The 20,364-nt window shown below is 68.4% G+C and carries 17 protein-coding genes and 1 riboswitch; of the genes, 12 read left to right on the top strand and 5 right to left on the bottom strand.

The annotated features are described in order from the left end of the window. From ACEQZY_RS16395 to ACEQZY_RS16385, 3 genes are all read right to left on the bottom strand, one after another. Nucleotides 1–2,115 (bottom strand): TonB-dependent receptor family protein, encoded by a 2,115-nt coding sequence (locus tag ACEQZY_RS16395; RefSeq protein WP_370155836.1) that lies wholly within the window; start codon nucleotides 2,113–2,115, stop codon nucleotides 1–3. Between the two features lie 134 nt (nucleotides 2,116–2,249). Then, a complete protein-coding gene (locus ACEQZY_RS16390) occupies nucleotides 2,250–4,451 on the bottom strand; it encodes a molybdopterin cofactor-binding domain-containing protein (protein ID WP_370155833.1) in 2,202 nt (733 codons plus the stop codon). Nucleotides 4,452–4,470: 19 nt separating this feature from the next. After that, complete coding sequence (locus ACEQZY_RS16385) at nucleotides 4,471–4,929, bottom strand: (2Fe-2S)-binding protein (RefSeq protein WP_341704693.1); 459 nt, start codon at nucleotides 4,927–4,929, stop codon at nucleotides 4,471–4,473. Between the two features lie 341 nt (nucleotides 4,930–5,270). Here ACEQZY_RS16385 and ACEQZY_RS16380 point away from each other — a divergent pair, with 341 nt between their 5' ends. Next, nucleotides 5,271–5,732 carry a helix-turn-helix domain-containing protein gene (locus ACEQZY_RS16380; protein WP_341704694.1) on the top strand — a complete coding sequence of 154 codons (462 nt, stop codon included), beginning with the start codon at nucleotides 5,271–5,273 and terminating at the stop codon, nucleotides 5,730–5,732. 88 nt (nucleotides 5,733–5,820) lie between these two features. Then, nucleotides 5,821–6,186 (top strand): hypothetical protein, encoded by a 366-nt coding sequence (locus ACEQZY_RS16375; RefSeq protein ID WP_370155831.1) that lies wholly within the window; start codon nucleotides 5,821–5,823, stop codon nucleotides 6,184–6,186. A gap of 59 nt (nucleotides 6,187–6,245) precedes the next feature. On the opposite strand, the gene efp is transcribed toward ACEQZY_RS16375, so the two are convergent. After that, a complete protein-coding gene (gene efp, locus ACEQZY_RS16370; RefSeq protein WP_341704696.1) occupies nucleotides 6,246–6,818 on the bottom strand; it encodes an elongation factor P in 573 nt (190 codons plus the stop codon). A 114-nt stretch (nucleotides 6,819–6,932) separates the two neighbouring features. On the opposite strand from efp, the gene epmA reads away from it, so the two are divergent. The 9 genes from epmA to argE all read left to right on the top strand — a co-directional run bounded on the left by epmA (nucleotide 6,933) and on the right by argE (nucleotide 17,634). After that, nucleotides 6,933–8,000, top strand: coding sequence for an EF-P lysine aminoacylase EpmA (gene epmA, locus ACEQZY_RS16365; RefSeq protein ID WP_370155828.1), 1,068 nt, complete (start codon nucleotides 6,933–6,935; stop codon nucleotides 7,998–8,000). Beyond that, a complete protein-coding gene (locus tag ACEQZY_RS16360; RefSeq protein WP_370155826.1) occupies nucleotides 7,979–8,659 on the top strand; it encodes an extensin family protein in 681 nt (226 codons plus the stop codon). The genes epmA and ACEQZY_RS16360 overlap by 22 nt, the downstream gene beginning before the upstream one ends. 272 nt (nucleotides 8,660–8,931) lie before the next feature. Beyond that, a complete protein-coding gene (locus ACEQZY_RS16355; RefSeq protein WP_370155824.1) occupies nucleotides 8,932–10,473 on the top strand; it encodes an ABC transporter substrate-binding protein in 1,542 nt (513 codons plus the stop codon). 101 nt (nucleotides 10,474–10,574) lie between these two features. Then, on the top strand, nucleotides 10,575–11,960 hold the full coding sequence (locus ACEQZY_RS16350) for a hypothetical protein (protein WP_370155822.1): 1,386 nt from the start codon (nucleotides 10,575–10,577) through the stop codon (nucleotides 11,958–11,960). 489 nt (nucleotides 11,961–12,449) lie between these two features. Next, a riboswitch (SAM riboswitch) is annotated at nucleotides 12,450–12,529 on the top strand. Between the two features lie 66 nt (nucleotides 12,530–12,595). After that, nucleotides 12,596–13,816 carry an O-succinylhomoserine sulfhydrylase gene (metZ, locus tag ACEQZY_RS16345; protein ID WP_370155819.1) on the top strand — a complete coding sequence of 407 codons (1,221 nt, stop codon included), beginning with the start codon at nucleotides 12,596–12,598 and terminating at the stop codon, nucleotides 13,814–13,816. A 163-nt stretch (nucleotides 13,817–13,979) separates the two neighbouring features. Beyond that, nucleotides 13,980–15,035: an OmpA family protein gene (locus ACEQZY_RS16340; protein ID WP_370155817.1), complete on the top strand. Its 1,056-nt coding sequence runs from the start codon at nucleotides 13,980–13,982 to the stop codon at nucleotides 15,033–15,035. 169 nt (nucleotides 15,036–15,204) lie between these two features. After that, complete coding sequence (gene apaG, locus ACEQZY_RS16335; protein WP_341705597.1) at nucleotides 15,205–15,597, top strand: Co2+/Mg2+ efflux protein ApaG; 393 nt, start codon at nucleotides 15,205–15,207, stop codon at nucleotides 15,595–15,597. A 127-nt stretch (nucleotides 15,598–15,724) separates the two neighbouring features. Beyond that, complete coding sequence (gene folE, locus ACEQZY_RS16330; protein ID WP_341705598.1) at nucleotides 15,725–16,384, top strand: GTP cyclohydrolase I FolE; 660 nt, start codon at nucleotides 15,725–15,727, stop codon at nucleotides 16,382–16,384. A gap of 53 nt (nucleotides 16,385–16,437) precedes the next feature. After that, nucleotides 16,438–17,634: an acetylornithine deacetylase gene (gene argE, locus ACEQZY_RS16325; RefSeq protein ID WP_341705599.1), complete on the top strand. Its 1,197-nt coding sequence runs from the start codon at nucleotides 16,438–16,440 to the stop codon at nucleotides 17,632–17,634. On the opposite strand, the gene ACEQZY_RS16320 is transcribed toward argE, so the two are convergent. Continuing rightward, the gene (locus tag ACEQZY_RS16320; RefSeq protein WP_370155814.1) at nucleotides 17,611–18,990 is read right to left on the bottom strand and encodes a formimidoylglutamate deiminase; all 1,380 of its coding nucleotides are present in this window, start codon (nucleotides 18,988–18,990) and stop codon (nucleotides 17,611–17,613) included. The genes argE and ACEQZY_RS16320 overlap by 24 nt on opposite strands. Nucleotides 18,991–19,052: 62 nt before the next feature. Between ACEQZY_RS16320 and hutI the strand changes: the two genes are divergently transcribed. Further along, nucleotides 19,053–20,324 carry an imidazolonepropionase gene (hutI, locus tag ACEQZY_RS16315; protein WP_370155812.1) on the top strand — a complete coding sequence of 424 codons (1,272 nt, stop codon included), beginning with the start codon at nucleotides 19,053–19,055 and terminating at the stop codon, nucleotides 20,322–20,324. Nucleotides 20,325–20,364: the final 40 nt, after the last annotated feature.

Here is a 20,364-nt window from a genome sequence, read left to right as displayed (position 1 = left end):
TCAGAACAGGAACCTGGTCTGAATGTAGGCCGTCCGCGGGGCGCCGGCGAACAGGCCGCCATTGGCCTCCACGCTGGCGCGGGTGTAATACGCCTGGTCGAAGATGTTGTTGACACCGAAGACGATGGTCGGGCCTTCGGCAAACTCGTAGGACACCTGGGTGTTCCAGATCAGGTAGCCCGGAATGGTGCCCAGCTTGCCATTGGCGCTGGCGGCCTCGGTATTGGCATCATCGGCATATTGCTGCGACTGGCCGTAGGCATTCAGGTTGAAGGTCCATTCCTGCAGGCGGTAGCGCGTGCCGATGGTGCCGACATGGTTGGAATAGAGCTGCAGGTCGTTGCCCTTGTTGGCGCCTTCCTGCCGGGTTGCCCTGGTGAAGGTGTAGGTCGCATAGACGCTCAGGCCCTGCATGGCCTCGCCAAGGCGGCCAAGATCGTATTCGGCCGCGGTTTCCAGGCCGCGATGGCGGGTGGCGCCGGTGTTGATGTTGACGCTGTTGACGCTTTCGATCTGGTTGTCGAAATCGATCCAGAACAGCCCACCTTCCAGTGACAGGCCATCCTGCCTGTAACGGCTGCCGATCTCGTAGGTGCGGGCGCGTTCCGGCTCCAGGGAGGTCTGGTTGCCCGCATTGTCGCCGAGCGCCAGATGCGTGACCGGGTTGAAGGAGGTCGAGAAATTGGCGTAGTTGAACACTGCCGGCGAGGCCTGCCAGCCCAGGCTCAGCGAGGGCAGCGGCTCGTTGTATTTCTCGGTGTCGCGGAAGCCGGTCAGCATGTTGGTGCGGTCGACCTCGACCTTTTCGAACCGCAGGCCGGGCGTGACCGTCACCTGGCCGATCTCGATGGCATCGTCGACATAGACCGCATGGGCCTCGGTCGAGCCGGTCGAGTAGCGGTTGAGTGTTTCCGAAACACCAAAGGGGTTGCCTCCGGTGCCGAAGCCCTGCCGGCGCAGCCGCTTCTCATCGGTTGCTTCCGTCATGTAGCGGTAGCCGAACGACATCGCATGCTTGAGGCTGCCCGTCTCGGCCAGAGCCGTGAAACGCGGCTCGAAACCCCAGACGCTGTAATTGCGGGGCAGGCGGTCGAGCTGGGTCAGCGCCGTATCGCTGTTGTTGGCCAGCGTGAACTGGCGGAAGCTTTCGGTGTAGAAACCCGTGGTTTCCAGCCGGTAGTCGCCGTCGAACTCGTTGACGTATTTCAGCACATACTCATCGCGCTCGCCGGCAAAGCGCTCGTAGGAATGCGTCGACTGATAGCGGTCGGCGCTGAAGGCCGCCTGGCTCAGCGGGCCGGGCAGCGAGGCATCGGCCTCGTAATGATGCAGGCGGGCCTCCAGGCGGCTGCTGTCGGTCAGGGCGAATTTACCCTTCAGCATCAGGTCGTCGATGTCCTGGGTATTGCGGTCGCGGAAGCCGTCGCCATGGTTGCCGGAATACAGCACCGCCAGCCCGCTGCCATTCTGCAGCGAACCACCGAACATGAAGTCGGCCTTGCCCGCCTGCCGGCCATCGGCATCGCTGGCGGCCGTGCTGTCGCCGCGCAGGCTGATTTCACCGCCATAAGGCGAATTGGGGATGTCCTTGGTGACGAAGTTGACCACGCCGCCCGAAGTATTGGGCCCATACCGCACGGAGCCGCCGCCCTTCACCACGTCGATGGCCTGCAGCATGCCGAGCGAGACGGCGGCCAGCGAGGTTTCCGGCTGGCCGTAGGTCGCATTGGCCAGCGGCACGCCGTCCAGCAGGATATTGGCGCCGGCACTCAGGCGCGAGGTCATGCCGCGGATGCCGATATTCAGGGCGAAGTCGCCGCTGCCGGTGCCGTTGGGGGGCGGGGTCTGCACGCCGGGGATGGCGCGGAGCGCCTCGGTCACGGTCGAGGCGCCGCTCTGTTCGAACTGTTCCTGGCGGACCACGTTGCGGCCGCCCGGATGGGTGCGAACCACCTCCGGGTCGGCTTCGCCGAGCCAGTCGCCGGCAACGCTCAGAGGCTGCAGCAGAACCGGCTGGCTGTCCTGGGCCAGGGCCGGAAAAGCCGGCAGGCCGAGCAGCAGGGCGAGCACGGTGGTACCACCGGGATGTGCGATCTTCTTCATAGTGAGACTCATTCTTATTATCAGCGAAAGGCGTTATTTCCCCCGAAATGCGCGCCCTGTCAACGGCACGTCAGGCCAAAAATAAAGCCCGCAACCGGTGCGGGCTTTAGATTGCTCAGGAGTTGAGCGGTCAGGCGGCTTTCAGCTCAGGCCGATTTCACGGCCTCAGGCAGCGGCAGTGCCCGGAAGACCTGCCTGGTGCCGGACATCAGCGCATTCGCCACCGCCGGCGCCACCGGCGGGGTGCCGGGTTCGCCGATGCCGGTCGGCTTTTCCTTCGAGGGCACGATATGCACCTCGATTTTCGGCATCTCGTGGATGCGCAACACCTCGTAATCATGGAAATTCGACTGGTCGACCCGGCCGTCGGTCAGGCTGAGGCCCGGCTTGATGGTGGCCGACAGGCCGAACCCGATGCCGCTTTCGACCTGGGCGCGGATGATGTCGGGGTTGATGGGAATGCCGCAATCGACCGCCGCCACCACCCTGTCGACTTTCCAGCTGCCATCGGGCTGCAGCACGACCTCCGCCACTTCCGCCACGAAGGAGCTGAACGATTCGTGCACCGCCACGCCGCGCATGCGGCCCTTGGCCAGCGGCTTGCCCCAGCCCGCCTTCTCGGCTGCCAGGTTCAGCACGCCGAGATGGCGCGGATGCTTGGCCAGCAGCTTGCGGCGCAGGGCCACCGGGTCCTGCCTGGTCGCTGCCGCGATCTCGTCGAGGAACACCTCTGTGGCAAAGGCCGTATGGGTGCTGCCGACCGAGCGCCACCACAGCACCGGCACGCCCACCTTGGTGGTGTGCAGTTCGACGCTCATGTTGGGGATGGCATAGGGCAGGTTGGCGGCGCCTTCCACCGAGGTATGGTCGATGCCGTTCTTCACCATCACCGCCTCGAAGGGCGTGCCGGCCAGGATCGACTGGCCGACGATGCGGTGCTGCCAGGCGGTGATGTTGCCCTGGGCATCGATGGCGGCCTTCAGGGTGTGGTGATACATCGGCCGGTAGCGGCCGCCCTGGATGTCGTCTTCGCGGGTCCAGACCAGGCGCACCGGCGCCTTGCCATAGGCCTTGGCGATTTCGGCACCCTCGACGATGTAGTCCGACACGATATTGGCGCGGCGGCCGAAACTGCCGCCGGCATACAGCGTGTTGATCTTCACCTGCTCGGGCTTCAGGCCCAGAACGCGGGCGGCATTCATCTGGTCGATGGTCTGGAACTGGTCGCCGGCCCAGATTTCGCAGCCGTCCCCGTCCAGCTTCACCACGCAGTCCAGCGGTTCCATCGGCGCATGGGCGAGATACGGGAAGTCGTAGGTCGCCTCGATGATCTTCGCCGCTCCGGCGAAGGCGGCATCGACATCGCCGTCCTTGCGCGCCGGCAGGCCGGGCTGCCTGGCCAGTTCCTTGTATTCGGCCATGATCTGCTCGGAGCCGCGCTTCTCGGCCGCGCTGTCGTCCCATTCGACCTGCAGGGCCTCGCGGCCCAGCTTGGCGGCCCAGAAATTCTTCGCCACCACCGCGACGCCGTTGGAAATCTGCACGACATCCAGCACGCCGGGCACAGCCTTCGCCGCTGCGGCGTCGAAGCTCTTCACTTTCCCGCCGAACAGGGGGGCGCGCTGCACCAGCGCAGTTGCCATGCCGGGCAGGCGCACGTCCAGCGCATACTGGGCCTTGCCGGTGCTCTTGGCGACGGCATCGAGGCGGGCGACCTTCTTGCCGATATACTGGAACTTCGCCGGGTCCTTCAGCGTCACATCCGCCGGCGGCGTCTGCTGCGCGGCAGCCGCGGCGAGCTGGCCGAAGCTGGCCTTCTTGCCGCTCTTGTGGCTCAGCACGCCCCTGGCAACGGTGATTTCGCCGGCCGGCACTTTCCACTGCTGCGCGGCGGCGGCCACCAGCATGGCGCGGGCGGTGGCGCCGGCCTTGCGCAGCTGGTCCCAGGAATTGGCGATCGCGGTGCTGCCGCCGGTGCCCTGCACGGTACCGAAGGCGAGGTTGGCGTAAAGCTTTGCATCGGCCGGGGCGCCCTCGGCGCGGATCTGCGCCCAGTCGGCGTCCAGTTCCTCGGCCACGATGGTGGCGAGGCCGGTATAGCTGCCCTGGCCCATCTCCAGATGCTTGGACAGCACCGTCACGGTGTTGTCCGGCGCGATGCGGATGAAGGCGGTCAGCATCTCGGGCCGGCCGGTCATGGCGGCGGCATTGCGCGGCGCCCAGTGGAAGCCGACAACGAGGCCGAGCGAGGCCGCGCCGGCGCCCTGCAGGAAGCGGCGGCGCGAAGCTTTCGGCATCTTCGCGTCAGCGAGGCTGCCGGGGCGGCTGATGGGGGTCTGTTCGGTCATGATCCTGTCTCCCTCGCGCTCAGGCCAGCGTCCTGGCGGCATCGTGGATGGCGGCGCGGATGCGCACATAGGTGGCGCAGCGGCAGATATTGCCCTGCATCGCCTCGTCGATATCGCCGTCGGACGGTTTCCTGTTGCTGCTCAGCAGCGCCACCGCCGACATGATCTGGCCGGACTGGCAGTAGCCGCATTGCGCCACCTCGTGCTTGATCCAGGCGGTCTCGACCGCCTTGGCGACCTTGCCGGCGAGGCCCTCGATGGTGGTGACCTTCTGGCCCTCGACCGCCGCCAGCGGCGTCGAGCAGGAGCGCACCGGCTCGCCCTCCACATGCATCGTGCAGGCGCCGCACTGCGCCATGCCGCAGCCGAATTTGCTGCCGGTCAGGCCGATCTCGTCGCGCACCGCCCACAGCAGGGGCATGTCGGGATCGGCATCGAGGGTGACGGATTTGCCGTTGAGGGTGAATGTAACAGCCATGGTGATCCTCCACTGGGGCAATGTGGAAACGACGGGGAATGCGGAAACGATAGCGGGCAGACCGGCATGGGAAATCCGGTCGCGGATTGTCGGTGCTGGATGCGCGGGGCGGACATGCGGCCCCCCTGTCGGTGTTTCGAAGTATACTGCGCGGATACGAAAGCAAGGCCTCGTATTTTGCCTGATTCTGTGATGGCGGGCAGGAAATCGCCGGTCGCCTCGGCGGTGTGGAGCGCGTATCCTGCGGGCATCGACACTCCTAATACCGGGCCCCGCGGATCATGAGCAATAAGGCACTTTCGAACACCGATAGGCACCTGCCGGAAACCATGCCGGAAACAATGTCCGCGATCGTGACGGCACCGCCGGCCCTGCGTGCGGATGCACCGGCCGCCTGCGCCGCCGGAGGCTGCACCATCACGCCGGCGGACGAGGAGCTTGTTCGTGAGCTTATGGTGCGCTTCGGCGACAAATGGAGTCTGCGGGCGATGGACGAGCTGTACGAGCATGGCGCCATGCGCTTTTCGCGCCTGCGCGACCGGCTCGACGGCATCAGTCAGAAGATGCTGACCCAGACCCTGCGCCAGCTGGAACGCGACGGGGTGGTGGCGCGGCAGGTCTATGCCGAGGTGCCGCCGCGCGTCGATTACGCGCTGACGCCGCTGGGCGTGGAGCTGACCGAGGCACTGTGCGGCGTCTGGGAATGGGCGATCCGCCATGGCGCCGCCGTGGCCGCGTCGCGGGACGCTTTCGATGCCCAGAACCGGCCGCAGGCCCGCATCCGCCTGGCCGGCCGGCGGTAGTGCGCCGGTCCTTCTGTGCGCCGGACGCGCCGGGGCGCTCTGCCCGGAGTGGCGGCGATCTGATAGGCTGGCGGGGGAGACCGGAACCATGATGGGGCTGGACGATGTGGTCGACACCTATTGCGCGGCCTGGAATGCAACCGATGCCGGCGAACGCGGCCGCCTGCTGCGCGTGGCGTGGACGTCAGATTGCCGCTACAGCGATCCCGTCGTCCACGATCTCGACCGTTCCGCGCTGGTCGCGCATATCGGCGTGCTGCTGGAGAAATTCCCCGGCAGCATCATCCGGCGCACCAGCGTGGTCGACAGCCACCAGGTCGGCCTGCGCTTCAGTTTCGTCCGCCTTGCCGCCGATGGCGGCCTGATGCGGGAGGGCGTTGATTTCTGCGCCCTGGGCGACGGCGGCCGGTTGCGGCGCGTGACGGGTTTTTTCGGACCGCTGGCGCCGCGCTGATCCATGAAAAAACCCGCCGCATTGCTGCGGCGGGTCGGTCTTGCCGGGGGTAACCCGGATCAGTCCTTGGCGCGCTCCAGATAGACGCCGCCCTCGGCGATGTTGATGACGATGCGCACGCCGGCGGAAACATGCGGCGGCACCATCACGCGCTGGCCGTTCGAGACGATGGCCGGTTTGTAGGAGGAGGAAGCGGTCTGCCCCTTCACCGTCGGCTCGGTCTCGGTGATTTCCAGCGTCACGGTCTGCGGCAGGGTGACGGAAACCGCCTTGCCCTCGTAGAGGGCGATGTCGACCTTCATGCCGTCCTGCAGCCACACCGCCTGGTCGCCGACCACATCGGCGGGCACGCCCAGCTGCTCGTAATTCTCCACATCCATGAAGGTGACGATGTCGCCCTCGGTATACAGATAGGTGAATTCGCGGTCCTCGATGAAGACGCGCTCGACGCTCTCGGTGGTGCGGTAGCGTTCGGTGGTCTTCAGGCCGGAGGCCAGGTCGCGCAGTTCGAGCTGGGTGACCGGGGTGCCCTTGCCGGGCTGGATGTTCTGGGCGGCGATCACGGCAAGCAGCTTGCCGTTGATCTCGACCACATTGCCCTTGCGGAGCTGGTTGGCGTTAACCTTGGCCATGGTCTTCTGGGTCTCCGGAAACAAACAGCGGGCCCGGTGCGGACCCGCTTGCGAAAAAGCCGGCGGGAACCTATCAGGTCGGGACCCCCTTCTCAACCCGAGTCGCGGCCAAATATGCAGCAGCGCGGAACTCCCTGGTGGCGGCCGGACCGCTACGCCGAAAGACGGCCCAACCTGCTGGTCCGGCAGGCGGTTCTGCGCGCCCTGCGGGACTGGTTCGCGGCCCGCGACTTCGTCGAGGCGGAAACCCCCGCCCTGCAGGTCTCGCCGGGGCTGGAGCCGCATCTGCAGGCCTTTGCCACCGAACTCGCGCATCCTGACGGCCGCCGCCAGCCGCTTTACCTGCATACCTCGCCGGAATTCGCCATGAAGAAGCTGCTGGCGGCCGGCGAGCAGAGGCTGTTCCAGCTGGCGCCGGTCTTCCGCAACGGCGAGCGGGCGGCGCTGCATCACCCGGCCTTCCTGATGCTGGAATGGTACCGTGCCGGCGCCGGCTACCGCGACATCATGGCCGACTGCGAGTCTCTGCTGCGCGGCATTGCCGCCGCCACCGGCCGCACCGTCCTGCGCTGGCAGGGGCGGGTGGCGGCGATCGACGCTCCCTGGCGCTACCTGACCGTCCATGCCGCGCTGGCCGAGTATGCTGGCCTCGATCTTGCCGCCTGCATCGGCGCCGATCCGCTGCGGCCCGACCTTGCCGCCATGCGCGCGGCCTGTGCCGCCATCGGCATCCGGGTCGATGCCGGCGACAGCTGGGACGACCTGTATTTCCGCACCGTGCTGGAACGCGTCGAGCCCCGGCTGGGCCTCGATGCGCCCTGCATCCTCTACGATTACCCGATCCACATGGCGGCGCTGAGCCGGCCGCGGGCACCCGAACAGGCAGGGCAGCCGCCGCATCTGGCCGAGCGGTTCGAGCTGTATGCCTGCGGCGTCGAGCTGGCCAATGCCTTCTCGGAGCTGACCGATGCCGCCGAGCAGCGCCGCCGCTTCGCCGCCGACATGGCGCTGAAGCGCGAGATCTACGGCTACGATTATCCGGTTGACGAAGATTTCATCTCTGCCCTGCAGCATGGACTGCCCGACTGTGCCGGCATCGCGCTGGGCGTCGACCGCCTGGTGATGCTGCTGACCGGCGCGGCGCGCATCGAGGAGGTGTTATGGCTGCCCGTGGCCGACTGACCGCTGCCATCCTGCTGCTGCTGCTGGGCGCCGCCGCCTGCGCCCCGCGCCAGGCGGTGCGGGCGCCGGTTCCGGCGCCGCCGGCGGTGCAGCCCGGCATGCATGTCTGGCCCGGCCGCGACATCATCCAGTCGGCCTGCCTGAACGATCTCGCCGCTGCCGGCGCGCAGTTCGAGCTGATCGCCCAGGCCGAGCCGGGCAAGGATGGCTGCACCCTGGAAAACGGCGTCAAGCTGACCCGGCTGGCGGCCACCGCGCTCGACCGGCCGGTCGAGCTGTCCTGCCCGACGGCGCTGCGGCTGGCGGAATTCGAGCGCGCCGAGCTGCAGCCGACCGCCCTGCGGCTGTTCGGCCGGCCGCTGGCGCAGCTGAACCATGCCGGCGGCTTTACCTGCCGGCGCATGGTCGGCGGCGGCGGCCGGCTCAGCGAGCATGCCCATGGCCGCGCCATCGACATCTGGGGCTTTGTGCTGGCCGACGGCACCCGGCTGTCGGTGAAGGAGCAGTTCCGCGCCGGCGGGCCCGAGGGCGGCTTCCTGCGCAGCGTCAGCCGCGCCGCCTGCGGCTATTTCGCCGTGGTGCTCGGCCCCAATGCCAACCGCGACCACCAGGACCACTTCCACTGGGATACCGGCCGCTGGAAACAATGCAGCGGCTGAGGCCGGCGGCCGGGCCCTGCGGCCGGGCCCTGCGGATTGTCATCAATCCTTTACCATCGGCCTGATTTCATACGGTCTTATGCCCGCCGTTCCGGCCGGGCCGCGGGGAGATCATGAGCCGACCGGATCGCCGGCGGTGCCGCAGCAGGGCGCGGCACCCTGTTCTTTGGCTGGGCCTGCTGCTGGCCGCCGCGGCTGCGGTGCCGCGGCCCCTGCCTGCCCAGACACAGTCTGCCCAGACGCCGCCTGCCCAGAAGGAGGGCGTCCAGCAGGTGGGAATCGAGCCGCGCCTGCGCATCGTGCTGGCGGCGGCACCGACCAGCCTGGACCCGCACCAGCATAATTTCGCGCCGAACCAGTCGGTCGCCTTCCATCTCTACGAGCCTCTGGTCTGGCGGGATGGCGGCGGCCAGCGCCAGCCGCTGCTGGCGCAGGACTGGCAGGAGACCGCGCCCAGGCGCTGGAGCCTGCAGCTGCGGCCCGGCCTGCGGTTCCAGGATGGCCGGCCGCTGACCGCCCGCGATGCCGTCTACAGCTACTGCCGGGCGCAGGCCATGCAGGGCGACCGGCTGTCCTTCGCGCCGCTGCTGCGCGACATCGCCGGCATCGCCGCGCCGGCACCCGACCGGCTGGTCTTCGATTTCCGCCGGCGGTTTTCCGAGCTGCCCTATGCGCTGGCCGGCATCGTCATCGTCGCCGCACCGGCGGAATTTCCCGCCGGCGCCCTGTGGCGGCCGGGCGGCTGCACCGATGCGGCCGGGCGGCCGCTGGCCTGGCCGGCGGAATCCGGCCTGCCGGTCGGCAGCGGGCCCTACCGGCTGGCGGCGGCGCCCGATGGGGCCGGCCTGACCAGCCTGCCGCTGCGCCGCAACGAGGCCTACTGGGGATCGCCGCCGGCCTGGCCCAATATTCTGCTGACGGTGATCGAGGACGACCAGCGGCGCATCCGCGCGCTCGGCAACGGCAATGCCGACCTGGTGGAGCAGGTGCCACCGGGCAGCGTCGCCGCCCTGCGGTCCGGCGGTTTCACGGTGCTCAGCGCGCCGGCCAACCGGCTGATGCACCTGCAGATGGAGCAGCAGCGCGACGCCCTGCCCGACCTGCAGGATACCGGCGGCCGCAATCCCTTCCGTGACCTGCGGGTGCGCCGGGCGATCTCGCTGGGCATCGACCGGCCGGCCCTGGTCGAGCGGGTGATGGGCGGCTTTGCCATTCCGGTCTGGCAGCTGGTGCGCGACGACATGGAGGGATATGCGCCGGGCATGACCGCCGGCTACGATCCGGCCGAGGCGCGGCGCCTGCTGGCCGAGGCCGGGTACGGCGGCGGTTTCGCGGTGCGCCTGCTGGCGCCCGACGGCCGCTATGCCAATGACCGCCGCATCGCCGAGGCGGTCGGCGCCATGCTGCTGCCGCTGGGCATCCGCGTCACCGTCGAGGCCCAGCCGCCGGCCGAATTCTTCACCATCCGGGCCCGCGAGCGGGCGGCCTTCTTCCTGGCCGGCAATGCGATCTCCACCGCATCGACGGCGGTGCGGGCGCTGGCGCTGGCGCCCGATCCGGCCCATGGCCGCGGCACTTCCAACCACGGCGATTTCCGCGATCCGGAGGTCGACCGGCTGTATGACCAGGCCATGGCGGCATCGGAGCCGGCCGACCAGGACCGCCTGATGGCGGCGGCCAACCGGCGGGCCAGCGAGCAGCTGGCGGTGATCCCGCTGTTCTACGGCCAGACCCTCTGGGGCCTGCGGCCGGGCCTCGCCATGGAGCCGCGCCTCGACCAGCTGACCCTGGCCACCGGGCTGCGGCCGCAATAGGGGCGCGGCCGGAACGGGCCGGAGCGGAACCGGCCGGCGAATGTTCCATCTTTGTTTTCAACCGGCCCGGTCCGCGCTATAGTCGGGGCCAGAATCAAGCCATGCCGCCCGCCCTGCCTGCCATCCCGTCTGCCGAGCCCGCCGCCGATCCCGCCGCGGGGCGCACGCAGTCTGACTCTGCCGTGCTGCGCTCGGCATGGGAGGCATCGTCGCTGCGCTGGCTGTATCTCGACCTGAACAGCTATTTCGCCTCGGTCGAACAGCAGGACAATCCGGCCCTGCGCGGCCGCCCGGTGATCGTGGTGCCGGTGCGCGCCGAGACCACCTCCGCCATCGCCGCCTCCTACGAGGCCAAGGCCTTCGGCATCAAGACCGGCACGCCGGTCTGGGAGGCGCGGCAGAAATGCCCCGGCATCCGGGTCGTCGATGCCCGCCATGACCGCTATGTCGAGATGCACGAGAAGATCCTCGACGAGGTCGACCGGCATATTCCCGTGGCCCATACCTGGTCGATCGACGAGGTGTCCTGCGAGCTGATGGGGCCGGAACGGCTGAAGGAGAATGCGGTGGCGCTGGCGCATCGCATCAAGGCCGGTTTCCGCGAGCGGCTGGGCGAATGCATCCGCTGTTCGATCGGGCTGGCGCCGAACCAGTTCCTCGCCAAGCTGGCCGCCGACATGCAGAAGCCCGACGGGCTGACCATGATCGAAAGCCACGAGCTGCCCGGCCGCCTGCTGCCGCTGCCGCTGCGCGACCTGCCGGGGATCGGGCCGAACATGGAGCGGCGCCTGAATGCCGCCGGCATCCACAGCATGGCCGATCTCTGGGCGCTCGATCCGCGCCGGGCCCGCGAGATCTGGGGCAGCCGCGAAGGTCCGGCCTTCTGCCAGCGCATCCGCGGCATCGGCGACTACACGCAGTCGTCGGCGCGGCGCAGCATCACTCATGAGCATGTGCTGCCGCCGCAGTTCCGCGATGCCGGGGCCGCGCTGCTGGTGGCGCGGCGGCTGGCCACCAAGGCCGGCAGCCGGCTGCGCCGCATGGGCCTGCTGGCGACGGGGTTCAGCCTGAAGGCGCGGTTCGAGACGGGCGGGCGCTGGTCTGCCGATTTCCGCCTGACTGAAACCCAGGACAATTTCGTGCTGCTGGATGCGGTGACGCGGCTGTGGGACGCGATGCTGCGCGAAACCGGCCAGACCGGGAAGGGGGCGCGGCCGGCGCGGTTTCTCAAGGTCGGCATCGGGCTGCACGGGCTGGCGCCGGAAAGCCAGGCCACGCTCGACCTGTTCGGCGGCGGCTCGGGCCTCGCGCAGAGCCCCGCCCGGGCGGCGGCGCGGACGAAGCTGTCGGCGGCGATGGATGCCCTGAACGGCAAGTTCGGCAAGGATACCGTGCATATCGGCGCACTGCCCGGCCACCGCGCCGATTTCATGGGTGCGAAGATCGCCTTCAACCGGATTCCCGACCGCGCGGAATTCAAGGAATGACGAAGCCGGATTTCCGCCGCCGGCCGCCGCATCGAGATCGCCTTCCTTGGGCAGCAGGGCCCGTTCCCGGCCGGGATCGGGAAAGCGCAGGTCGCGGCCGAAAGGATCGCGGCTGCCGTCCTCCGGCTCCGGGGTCTGGCGGAGCCGGGGTCTCGCGGAAGAGATGCTGGCATGGCGGTCCTCGTTTAAGAACATAAAGTGAAAATATATCTATTTTGGGATTGATGTCAAGATTAAATTCATATATTGTTCTGATCATGTCCCGGGAATCGAAATCCGCCCGGAGCACGGCTGTCTGGGGTAATTTATTAGTAATTTCAATAGCTTGAATGAAAATCAGTGGGCTTCAACGGGATTTTGCCGGCTTTTCCGGGATCACGTCGGCCGGGACTGGCCGGCGCGGGCGCGACCTGGCCCGGCCTGGCCCGCAACGGCCCGGCCCGGATGCCGGTTGCGTCTTGACGCTGGCCGCGCCGCGCCGTATCACCCTCGGCACTTCGTGGTGATTTGGGCCGACCGGCTTGCGGACCACGTTAAACATTCCGCTAAAAGGTCGGGTGGTTGATGAAACCCCGGGCCTGCGGTCCGGGGTTTTTGCGTCTGCCCCGCCGCGGTCCGCAGACGAGGACTGGACGATGAGCAAGGACAGCACCGATCCCCGCAACTGGCAGCTGGCGACCCGGCTGGTGCGCGGCGGCACCCGGCGCAGCGAGCATGGCGAAACCTCCGAGGCGATCTTCATGACCTCGGGCTTCCGCTATGACAGCGCCGAAGCCGCCGAGGCCCGCTTCAGGAACGAGCAGCCGGGCTTCGTCTACAGCCGGTTCGGCAATCCTACCGTGGAGATGTTCGAACAGCGCATGACGCTGCTGGAAGGTGCCGAGGCGGCGCGCGCCACCGCCAGCGGCATGGCGGCGGTGAATGCCGCGCTGATGTGCCAGCTGAAGGCCGGCGACGAGGTGGTCTCGTCGCGCGCCGTCTTCGGCTCCATCGCCTATATCATCGGCGACCTGCTGCCGCGCTTCGGCGTGAAGACCACCATGGTCGACGGCACCGATCTGGCCCAGTGGCAGGCGGCGATCGGGCCGCGCACCCGGGTGGTGTTCCTCGAAACGCCGTCCAACCCGACGCTGGAAGTGCTCGACATCGCGGCGGTGGCCGCGCTGGCCCGCAAGGCCGGCGCCCGGGTCGTCGTCGACAATGTCTTCGCCACGCCGGTCCTGCAGAAGCCGCTGGAACTGGGCGCCGACATCGTCGTCTATTCGGCGACCAAGCATATCGACGGGCAGGGGCGCTGCCTCGGCGGCGTGGTGCTGGGCAGCCAGGCCTTCATTGCCGACGAACTGACCCCCTATCTGCGCCATACCGGCCCGGCCCTCAGCCCGTTCAACGCCTGGGTGATGCTGAAGGGCCTGGAGACGCTGGAACTGCGGGTGGCCCGCCATGTCGAGAACGCCGCCCGGCTGGCCGATGCGCTGGCCGGCCATCCCGGAATCGCTGCGCCGGCGGGCCGGGTACCCGGCCTGCTGTATCCGGGCCGCCCCGACCATCCCCAGCACGACCTGGCCATGCGGCAGATGACCGCCGGCGGCAACATGGTCGCGTTCCGCGCCAAAGGCGGCAAGGCGGGGGCCTTCCGGGTGCTTAACGCCCTGAAACTGGTGGATATTTCCAACAATCTCGGGGATTCCAAAAGCCTGGTCACCCATCCGGCGACCACCACCCACCAGCGGCTGACGGCCGAGGAGCGGGCCCATCTGGGGATCGGTGACGACCTGCTGCGGCTGTCGGTCGGCCTCGAGGATGTCCGCGACCTGATCGCCGATCTGTCCCAGGCCCTTGATAAGGCGGGATAACCTGTTGCCGCGCGGCAACATTCCGGCTTTTTCGTGCCCGCGTGGGCGGAAGGCGTTACCCGCCACGGCACCCTCTGGTATAGTGATTTCGGGTTGAGGCACCCATGTGATCGGCTGGCGGAACCAGGTTCCCGGCCGCAGTGAAATTCTGAGGAGAAGTCCTATGACGGTTCGTGTTGCTCTGCTGACCGGTGCAGCCCTGCTGGCGCTGGCTTCGGCCCCGGCCTTTGCCCAGTCGGGCCCCTATGTCGGTATCGGTGGCGGCGCCTCGTGGCTCGAGGATGCGGACATCACCGGTGCGGGCAACATCAATTCGCTGGAATTCGACACCGGCTGGGCCGGCATCGTGAAGGGCGGCTATGCGCTCGGCAACGGCCTGCGCCCCGAACTCGAACTCGGCATGCGCAGCTTCGGCGTCGACCGCGCCAATGGCGGTGCCACCTCCGACGGCGAAGCCAAGCTGTATACCGGCTTTGCCAACCTGATGTACGACTTCATGCCGGCCGGCAGCTGGAGCCCCTATGTGGGCGCCGGCCTCGGCGTCGCCCGCATGACCACCGATGTGCGGGTCAACAACACCACCAGCGACGATGCCGACACCACCTGGGCCGGCCAGGCGGTTGCCGGTGTGTGGTATGCGCTCGACAGCAACTGGCTGCTCAGCGCCGATTACCGCTACATGTATCTCGGCGACACCAAGTTCTCGACCAGCACCTCCGGTGTCGGCATCGAGGGCGGCAACCAGGTCCATTCGGTGCTGCTCGGCCTGACCTACCGCTTCGGCAGCGCCCCGGCGCCGATGCCGCAGCCGGCCGTTGCCGCGCCGCCGCCTCCGCCGCCGCCCGCGCCGGCCCCGGTCGCCGCGCCGCCGCCGGCCCCGAAGGCGCCGGAGACCTACATCGTGTTCTTCGCCTTCGACAAGTCGGACATCTCGCCGGTGGCCGCCCAGGTGCTGGATCGCGCCATCGCCGATTTCAAGGCGACCGGCATGACCAACGTGAAGATCGAAGGCAATGCCGACCGTTCGGGTTCGGATGCCTATAACCTGCGGCTGTCGCAGCGTCGCGCCGATGCGGTGGCCACCTATCTGCGTGGCAAGGGCATCGGTGGCGGTGCCATCCAGACGGTCGCCAACGGCGAAAGCCGGCCGCTGGTGCCGACCGCCGATGGCGTGCGCAACGACGAAAACCGCAACGCGCAGATCTTCCTGCGCAAGTAATCCGCGATCGCGGATCGCCGGACGGCCGCCCCTGCAAAGCGGGGGCGGCCGTTGCTTTTCCGGAATCCGCCGGGCCGGTCGGCGGCTGGACATTCCGCCCGCCGACCCTATTATTTTTTCACGCTTATATTGTCTGGCGGAGCCGCAACGGCGTCAGCGGATCAGGGCCATGTACCAGCAGACGACACGCAACATCTCGATTACCGTCGAACCGGTTTACCTCGAAGAGCAGTCCTCGCCGGACGAGAACTACTATGTCTGGGCGTATAACGTGAAGATCGAGAATGCCGGCGGCGAGACCGTGCAGCTGCGCAGCCGCTACTGGCGGATCACCGATGCCCGCGGCCGCATCGACGAGGTGCGCGGGCCCGGCGTGGTCGGCGAGCAGCCGGTGCTGGGGCCGGGCGACAGTTTCGAGTATACCAGCGGCACCCCGCTGCCGACGCCGTCCGGTTTCATGGTCGGCAGCTACCAGATGGTCACCGAGGGGGGCGAGGAATTCGATGTGGCGATTCCGGCCTTTTCCCTCGATTGCCCACACGAGATGCGCCGGCTGAACTGATCCGCCGGCATCCGGCCGGCGTAAATGAGAGAGGATGCGGTCCCGCAGGCTTGCCAGCGGCGGCAAACCGCACCAGTTTTGGGGGAAATTCCGGCCGGATGGCCGACAGCACAGGACCAGACCCGTTATGGCAAAATCCGGAACCGTCCAGTCCCTCGTCAAGGCCAATGACGAAGCCGCCCGTGCCGCCGCCGAAGCGCGGCCGGGCCGCGAAGAGGCCGAGGCCGCCGTACGCACGCTGATCCGCTGGGCCGGCGACGATCCCGACCGCGAAGGCCTGGTCGGCACGCCCGACCGCGTCGTGCGCTCCTACGAGGAATTCTTCGCCGGCTATGGCGAGGACCCGGTCGCCATGCTGGAACGGACCTTCGAGGAAACCGACGGCTATGACGAGATGGTGGTGCTGCGCGACATCCGCCTCGAAAGCCATTGCGAGCATCACATGGTGCCGATCATCGGCAAGGCCCATGTCGCCTATCTGCCGGGCAAGCGCGTGGTCGGCATCTCCAAGCTGGCCCGGGTGGTCGAGGTCTATGCCAAAAGGCTGCAGATCCAGGAGAAGCTGACCGCCCAGGTCGCCAATACCATCCAGACCGTGCTGCAGCCGCGCGGCGTGGCGGTGGTGATCGAGGCCGCCCACCAGTGCATGACCACCCGCGGCGTGCGCAAGCCGGGCGTGACCATGGTCACCAGCCGCATGCTGGGCGCCTTCCGCGAGGACCCGCGCACCCGCCAGGAATTCCTCGCCATGGTCGGCAATCCGGCCAGCCGGGCCGGCGGCGACTGACCGGTCGGCAGCGGACGATTGACGCAGGGGCGGCGCGGCCCTAAACCGGCTGGATGAGCGCTCCCTCCCAGGCTTCCCTCGACTGGATAGCCCGCCTGGTCGGTTTCGACACCACGAGCCGGCTGAGCAACCTTGCCCTGATCGAAGACATCGCCGGCTATCTGGCCGGCCACGGCATCGCATCGGAGAAAATCTTCGATGCGACCGGAAAGAAGGCCAATCTCTACGCCACCATCGGGCCGCGCGATGTCGGCGGCATCGTGCTGTCGGGCCATACCGACGTGGTGCCGGTCGATGGCCAGCCGTGGTCGAGCGATCCTTTCCGCATCACCGAACGCGACGGCCGGCTGTTCGGCCGCGGCACGTCCGACATGAAAAGCTTCATCGCCATCTGCCTGGCGCTGCTGCCGGAGATGCTGGAAAAGCCGCTCAGCGTGCCGCTGCATTTCGCTTTCTCCTATGACGAGGAGGTCGGCTGCTTCGGTGCCCATGGCCTGGTCGATTTCGCCAGCCGCAGCAGCGCCAGGCCGAAGCTTGCCATCATCGGCGAGCCGACCGAGATGCAGGTGGTGAATGCGCACAAGAGCGTCTGCGCCTGCAGCACGCTGGTGCGCGGCCTCGAAGCCCATTCCAGCGCGACGCATCAGGGCGTCAATGCCATCCAGTATGCCGGCGAGGTGATCGCCGAGATCAACCGCCTGCAGCGCGAATACCAGAAGCCGGAACACTGCGATGCGCGGTTCGAGCCGCCGCATACCACCATCACGGTGGGCGAGATCCATGGCGGCACCGCCCGCAACATCCTGGCTCGCGAATGCCGGCTGGAATGGGATGTGCGCAGCGTCAATCCGGCCCATGACGCGGCCATCGTCGAAGCCGTGCGGCGCTTCGCCGCCGAACAGCTGGAGCCGCAGATGCGGCGCATCCATCCCGGCGCCGGCATCGAGACCGGCGTGGTGGCGCATGTGCCGGGCTTCTTTCCGGCCGGTGCCAACCCGGCGGAGACTCTGGCGCTGAAGATCGCCGGCCAGAACCGCACCCATGCGGTCGCCTACGGCACCGAGGCAGGCATCTTCCATGGCGGCGGCATTCCGGCCGTGGTCTGCGGTCCGGGCAATATCCGCGAAGCGCACAAGCCGGATGAATATATCGAGATCAGCCAGGTGGCCGAGGGCGAGGCTTTCCTGCGCCGCCTGATCGCCTTCTGCCGCGACGGCGGCAGCCTGTCACTGCTCGGCGAGGCGGCGTAGCGTCTGGCGGTAGCGCGCGGCGAATTCGCCGGCGCGGACATGCCGGCCATTCTCGACCACGTGCCGGCCGCCGGCCCAGACATCGCGGATCGGCGAGACCGGCTGTCCGGCAAAGATCCAGGCATCGAGGACCGCATCGCCGCCGGCGCCGGCGAGCGTCGCGGCCTCGTCGTCCAGGCGGACGAAATCCGCCCGGCAGCCTGCGGCAATGGCGCCGCATTGCAGGCCCAGTGCCTGCGCCCCGCCGCGGCAGGCGGCATCGAACAGCCGCCGGCCGGTGGAGCGGCCGGGCCCGTCCGCCAGCAGGCTGCGCCCGCGCCGGGTCAGCCGCTGGCCGTATTCCAGCAGGCGCAGTTCCTCCGCCGCATCGACGCTGACATGGCTGTCGGAGCCGATGCCGATCCGCCCGCCGGCGGCCAGGAATTCCACGGCCGGAAACAGGCCGTCGCCGAGATTGGCCTCGGTGGTCGGGCACAGGCCGGCAACGGCACCGGAGGCGGCGAGACGTGCGGTTTCGCCGGCGGTCAGATGCGTGGCATGCACCAGGCACCAGCGGTCGTTCACCACCCCTTGATCCAGCAGCCAGTCGACCGGCCGCCGGCCGGTGGCGCCGAGGCATTCCTCCACCTCGGCGATCTGTTCGGCAATATGGATATGCACCGGTGCAGCCGCGTCGATCCCGTCGATGGCGGCCAGCGCCGCGCGCAGCAGGTCCGGCGAGACGGCGCGCAGGCTGTGCGGCGCGATGCCGAGGCGGCGGTCGGCCCGGCCGGCGAAGGCCGGCACCAGCTTGTCCAGCAGCCGCGCATAGGCATCGCTGTCGTGCAGGAACCGCCGCTGGCGCGGCTGCGGCTCGCGGCCGCCGAAGCCGCCATGACGATACAGCACCGGCAGATGCGTCAGCCCGATGCCGGCCGCCTCGGCGGCGGCCAGCACGCGCCAGCTCAGTTCGGCGGGATCGTCATACGGACGACCATCCGGCTGGTGATGCACGTAATGGAACTCGGCCACCGCCGTGTAGCCGGCCTGCAGCATCTCGGCATAGAGCTGGGCGGCAATCGCTTCGATATCGGCCGGGGTCAGGCGGCCGGCGAAGCGGTACATGGTCTCGCGCCAGGTCCAGAAACTGTCGGCCCCCGGCCCGGCGGCTTCCGCCAGGCCGGCCATGGCACGCTGGAAGGCATGGCTGTGCAGGTTGGGCAGGCCGGGCAGCACGATGCCGGCAATCCGTTCGGCGCCGGCCTCCGGCGCTGCCGGGGTGACGGCGGTGATCCGGCCCTGCGCATCCACCGCGACCAGCACGTCGTCATGCCAGCCATCGGGCAGCAGGGCGCGGTGCAGCAGGAAGCGGTGCATGACGGGGTCTCCCGAGTTGTATATATAAGTTGGCAGAAGCCGCAGCGGAGCGAAAGGCACAGATGACCGGCAGCTGGGACAGCGTCTGGCGGGGCGCCGATATCGCCACCATGGCCCAGATTCAGGCCACAGGGGCCCAGGCGGACACGGAGCCGGGCAGTGACGGTTTCGGGACCATCCGCGATGGCGCCATCGCCATCCGCGACGGCCGCATCGCCTGGATCGGTCCGGCGGCTTCCCTGCCGGCCGCAGGCATCGGTCCGCAGACGGCCGTGCATGATCTCGGCGGCGGCTGGATCACCCCGGGGCTGATCGACTGCCACACCCATCTGGTCTATGGCGGCAACCGTGCCCATGAATTCGAACTGCGGCTGACCGGCGCCAGTTATGAGGACATCGCCCGGGCCGGCGGCGGCATCCGCGCAACGGTCGCCGCGACCCGGCAGGCCGATGCGGCCGGGCTGCAGCACCAGAGCGAACCGCGGCTGCGCGCCCTGCTGGCCGAGGGGGTGACCACGCTGGAGATCAAGTCGGGCTACGGCCTCGACCTGGAGAACGAGCTGAAATGCCTGCGGGTGGCGCGGCATCTCGGAAACGCCTTTCCGGTGCGCATCCGCACGACCCTGCTGGCGGCCCATGCGCTGCCGCCGGAATTCGCCGGCGATCCGGACGGCTATATCGATCTGGTCTGCGATGCGATCATCCCGGCCGCCGCCGAAGCCGGACTCGCCGATGCGGTGGATGCCTTCTGCGAGGGGATCGGCTTCACGCCGGAACAGACGCGCCGGGTCTTCGCGGCGGCACGGCAGCATGGCCTGCCGGTCAAGCTGCATGCCGAACAGCTGAGCAATCTCGGTGGCGCCGCGCTGGCCGCGGGGTTCGGTGCCCTGTCGGCCGACCATCTGGAATATCTCGACGAAGCCGGCATCGTTGCGATGGCCGGGGCCGGCACCGTCGCGGTGCTGCTGCCCGGCGCCTTCTACATGCTGCGCGAGACGCAGCTGCCGCCGGTCGATCTGCTGCGCCGCCATGGCGTGCCGATCGCGGTTTCCACCGACTGCAATCCCGGCACCTCGCCGGTCAGTTCGCTGCTGCTGATGCTGAACATGGGCTGCACGCTGTTCCGCCTGACCCCGGCGGAGGCCCTGGCCGGGGTGACCCGGCAGGCCGCCCGGGCGCTGGGCCTGCAGGCGGAATGCGGCAGCCTGGAGCCGGGAAAAACCGCGGATTTCGTGGTGTGGGATATCGACCGGCCGGCGGCGCTGGCCTACCAGATCGGCCTCAATCCGCTCCGCCAGGTGGTGTTCGGCGGCCGGCCGCTACCCCGGCGCTAGCCTCCAAGCTTGCGATTGCGCGCGGATATTGCGGCACTGT

Source organism: Ferrovibrio sp., assembly GCF_964218355.1.
Lineage (GTDB): Bacteria > Pseudomonadota > Alphaproteobacteria > Ferrovibrionales > Ferrovibrionaceae > Ferrovibrio.
This window is presented reverse-complemented; position numbering and strand designations above follow the sequence as displayed.